The organism is Marinobacter sp. G11, assembly GCF_021282325.1.
GTDB classification, from domain to species: Bacteria; Pseudomonadota; Gammaproteobacteria; order Pseudomonadales; family Oleiphilaceae; genus Marinobacter; species Marinobacter vinifirmus.
Genome location: NZ_JAJSPB010000014.1, coordinates 34,474 through 47,811 on the forward strand (window position 1 = coordinate 34,474; position 13,338 = coordinate 47,811).

Genomic DNA, 13,338 nt, shown 5'->3' on the forward strand with positions numbered 1-13,338 from the left:
ATAAAGAAAGGATTAGTTCGCTAACCAGCTGAGTATTCAAGAAAAAAGCCCGCTTACGCGGGCTTTCGGGGGCTTTAGCCAATCATTGAGACTTGGCTGCGCGGGCTTTCGCCAGCATTTTGTCCGGTCTCAGCAGGAAGCGGGCCAGTGCTGGCAACAGCCAGATCGCTCCCACCATGTTCCACAGGAACATGAAGAACAGCAGGAAGCCCATATCCGCCTGGAACTTGATCGGCGAGAAGATCCAGGTCACTACACCAAGGCCCAGGGTCACGCCGGTGAAGATAACGGCCTTACCGGTCGAACGAAGGGTTTCGTAGTAAGCCTCCTGCAGCGTCTTGCCTTCCAGCAGGAACTTCTCGAGCTTGGCGTAGATGTAGATACCGTAGTCGACACCGATACCCACGCCCAGCGCGATTACCGGCAAGGTCGCCACCTTGATACCGATACCGGACACCGCCATGATCGCCTCACACAAAATGGAGGTCAGGCCCAGCGGAATTACGATACAGGCCACCGCACGAAGTGAACGGAAGGTCAGGAAGCACAGCAAGCTCACCACACCGTAGACCAGCAACAGCATCATGTCCTTGGCGCTGGAAATCACTTCGTTGGTCGCCGCTTCAATACCTGCGTTACCGGCCGCCAGCAGGAAGGTGTGCTCTTCGTTGCTGTTGGTCTGGGCGAAGGCTTCAACGCGCTCAACCACGGTTTCCAGGGTTTCCGCCTTGTGATCTTCCAGGAACACCAGCACCGGAGTCAGGTCGCAACTGGTGTTGATCAGGCCGGCCGGCGCATCCCGGATAGACGCATTGATGATGGTCTGGTTGCGGGAAATCTCGAACCACTTCCAGTTACCCTCGTTCAGGGCCTTGGTCACCAGCTTGGAAACATCTGCCAGGGATGCGGAACTCTGCACGCCCGGGGTGTTCTGCAGCTGCCACTGAAGGCTGTCCATGGCGCGTAGCACGTTGTACTGGGTGCACTGCTCTTCCGGGGTTTTCACCATAACCACCAATACATCGGCACTGGTGGAGTAGTTGTTGATGATGTAGGCGTTGTCCTTGTTGTAGCGGGAATCTGCACGCAACTCCGGCGCACCCTGGTCAAGGTCACCTACTTTCAGGTCTTGCTTGTAGTACAAGCCAAGGCCCAAGCCGATCACGGCAATCAGCAGGGAAATCGGTGCCACACCCGGGTGGGAGAAGTAAGACATAACCCGCCATTTGCGGTCCTGCTTGTCGCCGTGGTTCTGCACATGGCGCACACCGCCCTTGGAAATGCCGATGTAAGACATGATCAGTACATGCAGCACCAGGTTGGTGATGATTACAAACGCCACACCCAGGCCGGCGGCAACGGCGAGGTCACGGATAACGTCGATTTCGATGAACACCAGGGTCAGGAAGCCCATGGCGTCGGAAATCAGCGCCAGCATGCCCGGGATATACAGGGCACGGAATGCCAGGCGGGCTGCAGTTACAGCATCAAAGCCCTTGGCCGCTTCCACAGCCATGGCGTTAACAATCTGTACGCCGTGGCTGATACCGATCGCAAACACCAGGAACGGCACCAGCACCGAGTACGGGTCCAGTCCATAGCCCAGAAGCCGGAGAGTACCCAGCTGCCAGAACACAGCGATGATGGAGGTCAGCACCGGGATCAGCGTGCCGGCGATGCAGCGGGAATACCAGAACAGCAGCAACGTGGTCAGCAGGATGGTGATGCCGGCAAACCAGGCAATGGAACCGATACCTTCAATCAGGTCGCCCACTTTCTTGGCAAAGCCAACGATGTGGATGCTGATTTCCGGGTTCTGCTCCTGGTATTTGCTGCGAATCTTTTCTTCGAGCTCTTTGGAGAACGCGGCGTAATCCAGCGGCTCGCCGGTTTCCGGGTTGGTCTCGTACAGCGGCGCGTACACAATCGTGGAACGGAAGTTGTCTGAAATCAGGCGGCCTACTTCGTTCGAACGCAGTACGTTCTGGCGCAACTGCTCAAGACTCTCGCGAGTGCCGTCGTAAGTGTCCGGAATCACGGTACCACCCTGGAAGCCCTGCTCGGTCACTTCCACCCAACGCACGTTGGAGGTCCAGAGAGACTTCAGGCCGGAACGGTCAACACCGTTCAGGTAGAACATCTCGTCGGTAATCTGCTTCAGGGTTTCCATGTATTCGGCGGTAAAAATGTCGCCGTCTTCCACCGCAACCGCAATACGCACGAAGTTACCCAGGTTTTCCAGGTCGTCCCGGTGTTCGAGCATATTCACAATGTACGGATGCTCGAGCGGAATCATCCGCTCGAAGCTGGCGTCTGGCTGGATCTTCACGGCGTTGTAGCCGAGGAACAGCGTCAGCACAAAGAACGCGATAAGAATCAGCGCCCGGTTATTAAAAATCAAACGCTCAAGGAACGGCTCCGCCTTGGGCGTTGTCAGGTAATGTTCACCCCTGTCATGCATCGGGTCAGACATTAAAAAACCCCTCTATCCATTAAATCCGTTGATGCCACACCAGGGCGCTATTACAGGTCCCGGCCGCGGGAATCGGTGATCATCACACCGCCCTCGCCTACCAGAAGAAGATTGGTTCCGCTCAGTGGAACCACACCCATGACACCCTCCCGGTCGTTCCGGAAGTGCGCGCGGAAACTTTCACCACCGTTGCTGCTCATCAGCACCGCGCCGCTGTTACCCACCAGGGTGACCCGGCCATCGTCTGCAACCGAACCGTTGTTCAGGGTGGTGCCGCCTTCGTTAGCAACCATGGTCCAGCTGCGGCCGAGATCCGTCGATAGCATGGTGTTGCCGCGAAGACCGAAGGCCAGCACTTCATTCACCTTGCCGGTACCCATCACGCCAAACAGTGAGCCATCGTAGGGGCTCTCGCGCCGCTCCCAGGTATCACCGTTATCGACGGATACATGCACCTGGCCGGCTTCGCCCACGATCACCAGCGCACCACCGGTTACCCGGGCCACGCTGTTCAAATGGAAGTTCTGCGGGTTGCTGAGCTGCGGGCCCCAGTCTTCCCAGGTTTCACCGCCATCCTGCGTGCGCAGGACCATGCCGTAGGCACCCACCACGAAGCCGTGCTGGTCGTTTTCAAACCACACATCCAGTAACGGGTTAACCGGGCCGATTTCCATGTCTGCCTGCACGTTCTCCAGGGCAAAGAACAGGTCATCCAGCGCCCATTCCAGGTCGCCCTTTTCGGCTTCCGGAGCCTGTTCGATACGCTCCTCCATCGCAGCAATCTGCTCTTCCCGGCTTTCGATCACCAGCTCGGCCGCCTGCAGGCCATCGAACTGCAGCTGCCAGGTAGCCCCGGCATCCCCGGAATGCAGCACCACACCGCTGTGGCCAACAACCCAGCCGCTGCTGTCGCTGCCAAAATCCACGGCGTTCAGCGTCACCGATACAGGCACCTCGGCCTGGGTCCAGGTTTGCCCTTCATCATCGGAGTAAATCACATGCCCGCGCTCGCCAACGGCAACAATGCGGTCACCCGCACGGGTGGCGTCGTTGAGCAGGGATTCCGGAGCCAGGTCCGACATTAAAGCCGGGGTCTCGATGATATCTGTCAGCGCAAACGCCGCAGGTGCTGCCAATGCCATGGACAGGCCAAGACAGGCAGAACCCAGTGTCTCGCACATGAACCTATTAGCCATTCAGATTGCCTTTACGTTGGTTAGATCAGAAAGCTGCCGGCGCGGGCCTGAGCCCGCGCCAAAACTCAGCGTACACTTCGTCTGCGCAGGGAAGCCGGCGAGAAGTAACGCTTGCTGGGTACGTCGTCAGTGAACACACGGGTGTTGGGTTCTTCGGTATCCAGGCCCAGAACATGGTAACGACGGGCCTGCAGGTCGTGGTACACGTCCAGTGCTGTCCACACACCCGGCATGTCGTAATAGTTCTTGGCGATACCCATGGTTACGCGCCAGAGCTCACCACGGCCGTCGTACTGGTCGAGCAGCAGAGTGTTCCAGCTGTCGGCATCGACATAGAAACGACGCTTGGCGTAGATGTGGCGCTCACCATCCTTGAGGGTGGCTTCAACCACGTGCACCCGGTGCAATTCCCAGCGGGTAAGGTCAGGATTCAGGTGGGAAATACCCAGAATCTCGGAATACGGAGTGCCCTTTTCGCCAATCTTGTAGTTGTTGTAGGGCACGTAGATTTCCCGCATCCCTTCGTAATTCCAGTTATAGCGATCCATGGCACCGTTGAAAATATCGGTGTCGTCGGCCGTCCGAAGGTTATCGGCCGCCGCGATCGGGGAGTCGTAACCCAGGTTGGGTGCCCGGCGCACACGGCGCTGCCCGGCGTTATAACCCCAGCCATTACGGGGGCTGACGATCTGGTTCAGGGTTTCATGAACCAGGATCGCACCACCGGCAAGGCGGGGCGGAGACTGGGTGAAAGACAGGTAGTAGAAAATGATGTTATCGAGATCTTTTTCACTGCCTTCAGGGCTGTAGAAGTTGAAAAAGGCTTCCTGCTGGGACGTCACCAGGCCGTAATCCCCGTTGGGCTGCACGGCCACTTCACTGGAACGACGGGTAAGGGATATACCGCGCCAGCGGGTCAGGTGGTTCCAGATCACCTGCCAGGCTTTTTCTTCGTTATTGCCATGAAGGATCGGAAAAGGATAGCCCCCGAAGGCGCCATCAAGGCCTTCAGCCTCACCAACCACTTCCGCATTCACTGCGTTCTTGCGGGTGTTCTCGGCAACCCAGTCAGGAACCGCATGGGTACGGCGGGACTGGTAAACCGGAATCTGGAAGGTCGTCGGGTAGGTTTCAAACATGGCCTTCTGGCCATCGGTCAGGTGCTCGCTGTACTGGTCCATGTTGGACGCATTGATGGTGAACAGCACCTGGTCATTCGGAAACGGGTTGATATGGTGTTGGCCACTGCCCTGATAGCCGGCCGGGGGTTCTGTCAGGCCGCCGTCCCACGCGGGGATGGTGCCATCGGCGTTTCCGGCCTTGACCGAACCGAAAGGGGTCAGGTCATTACCCAGCCGCGCTGCTTCTGAAGCAGACACAGCCGCGTAAACGGGGGATGCGGCGAAGGAAGCTGCCAGCAGCCCACCCAAAAGAACGTTTTTGTTGTATCTCATTGTGCAACCTTTCCGTCTGGAAGCCTCTGTCGGGCTTTATTGTTATGGTCTGATGCAATCGCAGACTTTCCAACAGATTAGCCGATTGAGCAACATTGTCTATCGACCGAAAGTGCGATTTTGTATCAGGCTGTGACGACGGTTGAAAAAACACAAAACGATACACAGCCAGCGCGGGCCCGTGCGCCTGGCTCGGGCCCCGCCAGCAGGTCAGCCTGCCAGGCTCTTATGCACAACTTCGTACAGGTCACGGGACAGGTTATCTTTGTCCCGGATGCCTTCCAGTGCCGCTTTCATCTGGCTGGAGTAGGCAGGTGCGAACTTCCGCCAGCGCGTTAACGGCGTTACCAGGCGGGAGGCAATCTGCGGGTTGCTGTCATCCAGGCGGCAAACCTGCCCGGCCAGGAATTGATAGCCACTGCCATCAGGATTATGGAACGCCGCCAGGTTCTGGCCGGCAAATACACCCACTACGGAGCGCACCTTGTTCGGGTTTTTCCAGTCAAAGGCCGGATGCTCCAGCAGCTGCAGGATGTGTGGCAGCTGGCCGGCCTGGCCGCTGGACGCCTGTACCGAGAACCAGAGCTCCACCACCTGCGGATCATCGCTGAAGCGCTGGTAGAAGCTCTCGAGGGCCTGCTCACGATCTGCTGCAAAGCCGGAATTGACCAGCGCCCGCAGGGCACCCAGGCGATCCGTCATGTTGTCTGCACTGCGGGACTGCTCTAACGCCAGCTCCCGGGCCCGCTCATCGTCAATACTCATCAACCAGCCCAGTGCCGTATTACACAGGCTGCGACGGGCAATGGCATCCGGGCCCAGCTGGTAATCGCCCTGGTCCCGGTTGCGCTGGTAACAGGCCAGCAGGTCATCTTTCAGCTCTTGTGCCAGGTGCTTCAACACCCGCTCCCGGGCCGCGTGGATAGCCGGCACATCGGCCTGCTCCGCCAGTTCTACCAGGTAGGCTTCCGACGGCAGCAACAGCATCTTGGCCACCAGCGCCTGGTCCAGAGAGGCATCGTTCAGCAATTTACGGTAGGCATCCGCCAGCCGCGGCTCAACCTCGGCCTGCTCCGGCGTACCCACCAGAGACTGGATAACATCCACGGCCAGGCGCTGGCCCGCATCCCAACGATTGAAGCCGTCCGGATCGTGGCTCATCAGGAACAACAGCTGTTCCCGGCTCCACGGATACTGCACCCGCACCGGCGCCGAGAAATCCCGCAGCAGGGACGGCACCGGCCGTTCAGCCAGGCCATGGAATTCGAAACGGTGCTCGGCCTCAGTCAGCTCCAGCACCCGCTCCAGCGGGCCGTCCTGTTCGCCAGCGCTGATATTCAGCGGCAACGGCTGGCCTTTGCTGTCGAGCAGGCCCATGGCGAACGGAATGTGCTGAGGCTTCTTGCCGGTCTGCCCCGGCGTGTCGGGAATGTTCTGGCGGATGGTCAGGCCATACACGCCCTTGTCTGCATCGTAGTCGTCTTCCACGCTAACCACCGGCGTGCCCGCCTGCTCGTACCACAACCGGAACTGGCTCAGGTCGCGGCCGGAGGCATCTTCCATGGCCTTGACGAAATCATCCGTGGTCACCGCCTGGCCATCGTGGCGCTCGAAGTACAGATCACTGCCCTTGCGGAACAGTTCGTCGCCAAGCAGGTTGTGAATCATCCGTACCACTTCCGCCCCTTTCTCGTAGATGGTCAGGGTGTAGAAGTTGGAGATCTCCATGTAAGACGCGGGCCGCACCGGATGGGCCATGGGGCCGGCATCTTCCGCGAACTGTGCGGTGCGCAACAGGGTAACGTCTTCAATGCGCTTGACCGTGGGCGAACCCATATCGGCCGAGAACTGAGAATCCCGGAATACCGTAAAGCCCTCTTTCAGGCTCAGCTGGAACCAGTCCCTGCAGGTAACCCGGTTGCCGGACCAGTTGTGGAAATACTCGTGGGCGACAATGGCTTCGATGCGCTGAAAGGTGGCGTCGGTCGCCGTGTCCTGGCTGGCCAGCACGCAGGACGAATTGAAAATATTCAGCCCCTTGTTTTCCATGGCCCCCATATTGAAGTCATCCACCGCCACGATCATGAAGATATCCAGGTCGTATTCGCGGCCGTAGACGTCTTCATCCCAGCGCATGGAGCGCTTGAGGGCGTCCATGGCGAAATCGCACTTCTGCGCGTTGCGGGGCTCCACGTACATGCGCAGGTCAATGTTACGGCCGGAACAAGTGGTGAAGGTGTCTTTTTTCTCTACCAGGTCTCCGGCGACCAGCGCGAACAGATAAGCCGGCTTGGGGAACGGGTCTTCCCAGGTGACAAAGTGGCGGCCGTTTTCGAGCTCGCCCTGCTCTACCGGGTTGCCGTTAGACAACAGTACCGGGTAGGCGCCTTTATCGGCTTCAATCCGGGTGCGGAACCGGGCCATCACATCCGGGCGATCCGGGTAGAAGGTAATGCACCGGAAGCCCTCGGCCTCGCACTGGGTACAGAACATTCCGGAGGACTTGTACAAACCTTCCAGCCGGGTATTGTTCTGCGGCTCGATCCAGGTGACCACCTGCAATTCGAATTGCGCCGGTACCGAAGGCACGATCAGCGCATCGCCACGGTCTTCGAAATCACCGGCAGCCAGCGCTGAGCCATTCAGCGCCACCGACTCCAGCTTCAGGCTGTCGCCGTGCAGGAACAGGGGGGCACCGGAGTCTGCCGACTCAGGATTCCGGCGCACAGACAGGGTACTGTGCACCCGGGCGCCGTCTTCAAACAATTCGAAACGCAGATCCACGTGGTCAACCAGATACGCAGGAACCTTGTATTCACTCAGGTAAATGGTTTGTGGCTGGTTGGTTCGCATTCATACTCTCCAGACAAAAGACATGGCGGGCTCAGTCGAGAACCCGGAACCGGACTTCATAGCCGGTAAATTTGCGGATATTGATCACCCCGGTGTCCAGCATCAGGTACTGCCCTTTGATACCTTCAAGCAGCCCTTCCACTTCCGGCGTTTTATCCAGATTATGGGTTTTCACTTTCGCCGGCCATACCTGAACCGGATAACCCAGCCCAAGTGAGGCCTCGTCCACAATCCGGATGCTGTCTTCGCCGTGCTCTGCACGCAATTGCGCCAGGTCGTCTTCGATCAGCTCCAGGATTCTCTGGCGCTCCTGAGCCAGGTCCAGCTCCGGCACATCGCCCTTGAGCATGGCCCGCCAGTTGGTGCGATCGGCCACATGGCTCTTGCACGCCACTTCTACCAGCCCGGAAAGGTACCGGCTGGAAACCCGCAGCATGGGGATCGCCGTCACCGCGCCCTGGTCAATCCAGCGCGTAGGCACTTGCGAGCCCCGGGTAATACCCACTTTCAGGCCACTGGAATTGGCCAGGTACACCACATGCTCCACCATGCAATTGGCTTCGCCCCATTCCGGCTCCCGGCAGGTGCCCAGGTGAAAATGGCATTTTTCCGGGCTCATGATGCAGCTGTCGCAAGCCGCCAGCTTGCGGAAGCAGGGGTAACAAAAGCCCTGGTTGAAACTCTTCTTGGTGGTGCGATCACAATGGATGCAGCGAATCACACCCTCGAAATCGATCCTTACCTTTCGCCCCATCAGGTCGTTCAGGGCAATGCGGGCATCACCCACCGCCAGGGCATAGGCTACCGGGTCGCCGGCTTCCGCCGGCATCTTGCGAAGACGGCCGGTTACATCAATGGAGTCGCTCAAACCTTGACCTCTACAAACTGATCCGGATCGACATCATCGTTGCCCTGGCGATCCTTGCGGAACTGCACAGACGGGTCACAGGCGGTACCCGCCTTCTCACCCCGGTCGAGGTAGCCGACACGCTGTTCTTCCGGCACCTTGTGCTTTTCTTCGTAATAGATCACCGCTTCCAGGCTGATTTCCCGCTGCTCACGGGTCATGGCACGGCCGTCCGGCCACTTGCCCAGCTCAATCGCCTGTTTCAGATTGCGGTACACGTTCGGATCCAGCCGCTCGATCAACTCTTCGTAGGTCATTGCCCACCTCCTGAAAATTTGTTCATTGAAAAATCGGCAAATCCGTTTGACAGACGCAAATGATAACAATTATCATTAATTCACCAAATGACAGACGGTCGTATCATTTGGTCTCTCTCATCAGGAGCTAAAACGCTCTTTTTATGCCCCACCTTCCGGTGGGGCTTTTTTTTGGTTTATCGCCAGCGCTTGCCCCGCAAGGGCGACAACGCGGCCACCAGCAACCCTGCCACAAAACCGCCCAGATGGGCTTCGTTGGCCATGCGGCCAAGACCAAGCATTTCCGGCAACGGCGTAAAGCCGATCACCATCCACACCAGCGCAAAGGTCACCAGTGCCGGCGGGAACTGGAAACGCGGGCGCCTGCGCTGGCTCATCCAGCAGTAACCCAGAATGCCGTACACCACACCGGACAAGCCGCCAAACAGCGGGCCAGACACCAGGTACTGCAGGCCGTTGGACAGCAGGCTTGCCACCACAAACAGCACCGCCAGCCGGGCACGGCCGTCTATCCACTCAATCTGGCTGCCCAGAAACCACAACATCACCGAGTTGAAGATGATGTGGGTCCAGCTGAAATGCAGGAAATCCGGCGTAATCAGCCGCCACAACTGGCCACTGGCCAGGGACGCAGACAGCGCCTCCAGGCGGCCAGCCAGCGAGCTGAACACCTCCCAGCTGAATGGCCGGGGATCCACAAACATCAGGTTTGCCGCCAGGGCGTTCTGGCCCATGCCGGTAAACCACACCATCACCACCGCGATCACTATGGTTGCGATCACAAACGGGGCGTGGCGGGGCGCGGGCTGCCAGCGGCCGTCCGGGGTAATCGGGTAAGACCTTTCGTTATCCACCTGCTCTCCCCGTCTCAGCGTGCCACACTGTCTTCACTGGTGGGATAATCCGGCTGTTCCGGCCGGTCTACATCCACCCAGACAAACTTGTCTTTCGACAGCACGTCTTCGCCGTCCATCCGGTACGCCACCAGCTTGCCGTACTTCACCGCACTGTAATCGATACAGGCCACATTGGTCTTCAGCGGCGCCGGCTTGCCATCCATCCAGTAATGGCCCACAAACACCGGGGGCGCATCCAGCGGATAGGTGATCAGCTGCCGGTACTCGGCATCCGTCAGCTCCATACGGGCCACTTCCGGGGGCAGCGGGTCTGGCTGGAACACCACGTCGGCGTAGGTTTTCGGATCATCGGCCCAGAACTTGGTGCGGAAGAATTCCCGCACATAGCCGTCCTTGCCGGTAATCGACATGCCTTCCGGCAAGCGCAGGTCGGTTCCCCGCAGCAAGGTATCCATCACCTGCCCGGCGAAGGACTCGATGGCTGCAGAGGCATGCAGGAAGTCTTCATCAATGCAGGCTCCGCCCTGGCTTTGCCTGAACTTGTCGATCAGGTCCTGGTCCCAGCACGCATGCACCACCCGGAAATCCTCATCGTCGATGAACAGCGGAATGGTATAGAACCATTCCAGGAATTCATTCCACTCATGAGGATACGCATCAAACTGCTCAAGGGTTTCCTTGATCAGCCGGTCGTGCCGCGGGTTGTGCTCCCGAAGGAACTGCTTGCCACTGCCCGGGCGGGCCCGGGTGCAGTAACCCAGCGCATTGTACTCATGGTTGCCCATGACAATACGGGCAGCGCCATGCTCCACCATATCCCGCACCAGGTGCAGGGCCTCGCGGATGCGCGGGCCGCGGTCGATAATGTCACCAATAAAAATTGCCTGCCGCTTCGGGTGCCGGTAAACCCCGTTCACCTTGCGGTAGCCCATCTGATCCAGCAGCCGCTGCAGCGTATTAGCGCAACCGTGGATGTCGCCGATAATGTCGTAACCCGCCATACTCAACTCGCTGTAATCGTGCTTGCCCAGCCCAGCTTGTCACGGCAGGTGGCGTAGAAGTTGTGGTCGGTGGGGTGAATCAGCCGAACCTTGAAGGGCTTCTTGGTGATGCGAATGATGTCACCCGGCGCACAGGAAATGTTCATCTGGCCATCGAAACTGATCTGCGGATAGGTTTCGTTGGTCTCGCCGATCACCAGTTTGATCTCGCTCTTGCCATCCACCACGATCGGGCGACTGCTGAGGGTATGGGGGAACATGGGCACCAGCACCACGGCATCCAGCTTGGGATGCATAATCGGACCGCCGGCAGACAGTGAATAAGCCGTCGAACCGGTGGGCGTGGCTACAATCAGGCCGTCAGAGCGCTGGCTGTAAACAAAGTGGCCGTCGATAAACAGGTCGAAGCCGATCATCCGGGTAGACTTGCCCGGGTGCAGCACCACGTCGTTCAGGGCAGAGCCATAGCCAAGAGGCTGGCCGTTGCGCTCTACGTGGCCGTCCAGAAGAAACCGGGACTCTTCGATGTAGTCTCCAGCCAGCACCTGGGCCAGCCGCTCTTCAAGGTCGTTGGGGGAGATATCGGTCAGAAATCCGAGGCGACCCCGGTTAACGCCCAGCAACGGAATCTTGGCCTTGGCCATTTCCCGGGCGGCACCCAGCAAACTGCCGTCACCACCGACCACGATTACCAGGTCGCAGATTTCACCCAGGAGCTTCTTGCTGGCCACCTGCAGGCCGTGGCCCGGAATCATGGTCGCGGTGTCTTCTTCGATAATGACGTGGTAGTTGTTTGCGGTCAGGTACTGTTTCAGCTGGCGCAGCGACTCAACTACCTTGACGCTGCCCATGCGCCCGATAATCCCGATATTCCTGAACTGGTCCATGAAGTATCCCGTGGTGTCTGAATGAGACGAACAGACCCACAGTTTAACGAAACTCGGGCGGATACTGAAAAAACTTCGCGGGATCAGGCTTTATGCTGTTCGCAGCGGTCGTCTTTGCCGGCCTCGAAATCCGCCGGCTGGGACACTCTCATGATCGGTTCACCGCACGCATTGCCGTCGGTATCGGCATGGTTGCACACCGGGTTTTCATAGTGGGCCAGCCACTCCCGGTAGGCGGCCTCGTTCATGCCGCACTGGTCAGCGGCGTAGGCCTGGGGATTGGCAAAGTAGGTTTCGATATCATCATACGGCAGTGTGATGTGGCCGACACCCGGGTGATAAGCCACCAGGAACACCACCTGGTTTCGCAACTGTTCCAGCAGCGAATCTTCCGGAACTTCGCGATTTCTGAGTTCCTGGTTTTCCTGTTCGAGGGCAACCAGCCTTTCCTCCCGCAGCTCCAGCTCCCGCTCCTTGCGCTCCAGCTGCTCCCTCAGCAGGACCGTTTCGGCATCCGATTTGCCGCCCTCAACATCGGGCCCTGCTTCCGGATCGGCCGGGGCCTCTTTACCCAGCTGCTCCTGTAGCGCGAGGTATTGCTCATTACGTTCCTGAAGGCGATTCTTGAGCTGCTCCTTACTGACCCGAAGCCGTTCGTACTTCTGGTCCAGCTCGGTCATCTCTGAACGCAAAGCCTGCATCTCCAGGCGATGGTCACGCTGCAGGTCAGACACCGCATCCCGGTGCACGCTCTGCAGGGTTTTGATGCGCAGCCGTTGCTCCCGAAGCACCTGGGCCAGGCGGGCACGTTCGATATCGACACGCTCGTCGGTGGCTGCAGACGACGAATTCACCAGAACAGGGATATTCTCTTCTGCCGGCTCGGCCTGGCGGAAATGCAGGGTATTGGCTTCAACAGCCTTGCGAATCGAGTGGAAATGGTTGCTGCCCGGGGTCATATCCGGGTCCCAGAGTTCCTCGGCAAAAGCAGGGTCCGGACACTGGCTGCGACACACCAGGCGGATAGCGCCACCGCCCAGGTCGGGGCCCTTGGCACCCTTTTCCGCCAGCGCTTCGATGGGCACGTTCCAACTGCTGTCTGCGCGGCCTTCTTCGTCAAACCAGATCCGGAAGAACACCAGGGAGGCCACTGTCAGGTCAGGGTTGAGATTGACCAGCACGGCGCGCACATCGGTTTCGGCAAGGTCCGAAAGCCCAACATAGCCATCCAGAAAGGCACCAAACTCCGACCAACGCATCTGCCGGGATACCTGGCTACCATCCATCAAGAAGACAGCTGAGTTACCCTCGGCTGCCTGGGCGGCACTGACCATCAACCTTCTCCATGCTTGTAACTTGTTATTCGAACGACAGGGCCGGCCTGAGGGTTCCGTACCCCCTTGCCGGATTTCCATAGTCTAGCCAGACCGGCCCCAAAACACAGAGAAAAACT

Annotated in this window: 10 protein-coding genes; all 10 read right to left on the bottom strand. The window is 58.7% G+C overall.

The annotated features are described in order from the left end of the window. Positions 1 to 82: 82 nt before the first annotated feature. Entirely contained in the window at positions 83 to 2,473 is a 2,391-nt protein-coding gene (locus LWH94_RS10615) for an efflux RND transporter permease subunit (RefSeq protein WP_232902195.1), read from the bottom strand. Positions 2,474 to 2,523: 50 nt separating this feature from the next. Next, the gene (locus LWH94_RS10620) at positions 2,524 to 3,669 is read right to left on the bottom strand and encodes a WD40/YVTN/BNR-like repeat-containing protein (protein WP_232902196.1); all 1,146 of its coding nucleotides are present in this window, start codon (positions 3,667 to 3,669) and stop codon (positions 2,524 to 2,526) included. Between the two features lie 65 nt (positions 3,670 to 3,734). Beyond that, positions 3,735 to 5,123 (bottom strand): DUF1329 domain-containing protein, encoded by a 1,389-nt coding sequence (locus LWH94_RS10625; RefSeq protein WP_058341172.1) that lies wholly within the window; start codon positions 5,121 to 5,123, stop codon positions 3,735 to 3,737. Between the two features lie 210 nt (positions 5,124 to 5,333). Next, positions 5,334 to 7,976 (bottom strand): aminopeptidase N, encoded by a 2,643-nt coding sequence (gene pepN / locus LWH94_RS10630; protein WP_232902197.1) that lies wholly within the window; start codon positions 7,974 to 7,976, stop codon positions 5,334 to 5,336. A 31-nt stretch (positions 7,977 to 8,007) separates the two neighbouring features. Further along, a complete protein-coding gene (locus LWH94_RS10635; RefSeq protein WP_232902198.1) occupies positions 8,008 to 8,844 on the bottom strand; it encodes a DUF2797 domain-containing protein in 837 nt (278 codons plus the stop codon). Continuing rightward, the gene (locus LWH94_RS10640; protein ID WP_022989383.1) at positions 8,841 to 9,140 is read right to left on the bottom strand and encodes a YeaC family protein; all 300 of its coding nucleotides are present in this window, start codon (positions 9,138 to 9,140) and stop codon (positions 8,841 to 8,843) included. The genes LWH94_RS10635 and LWH94_RS10640 overlap by 4 nt, the downstream gene beginning before the upstream one ends. Before the next feature lie 176 nt (positions 9,141 to 9,316). Continuing rightward, positions 9,317 to 10,012, bottom strand: coding sequence for a rhomboid family intramembrane serine protease (locus LWH94_RS10645; protein WP_232902225.1), 696 nt, complete (start codon positions 10,010 to 10,012; stop codon positions 9,317 to 9,319). Next, positions 10,009 to 10,998, bottom strand: coding sequence for a metallophosphoesterase (locus tag LWH94_RS10650; protein WP_232902199.1), 990 nt, complete (start codon positions 10,996 to 10,998; stop codon positions 10,009 to 10,011). Before LWH94_RS10650 ends, LWH94_RS10645 begins: the two co-directional genes overlap by 4 nt. Positions 10,999 to 11,000: 2 nt before the next feature. Further along, complete coding sequence (locus LWH94_RS10655; RefSeq protein ID WP_022989386.1) at positions 11,001 to 11,885, bottom strand: NAD(+) kinase; 885 nt, start codon at positions 11,883 to 11,885, stop codon at positions 11,001 to 11,003. A gap of 83 nt (positions 11,886 to 11,968) precedes the next feature. Then, positions 11,969 to 13,219 (bottom strand): hypothetical protein, encoded by a 1,251-nt coding sequence (locus LWH94_RS10660; RefSeq protein WP_058341168.1) that lies wholly within the window; start codon positions 13,217 to 13,219, stop codon positions 11,969 to 11,971. Positions 13,220 to 13,338: the final 119 nt, after the last annotated feature.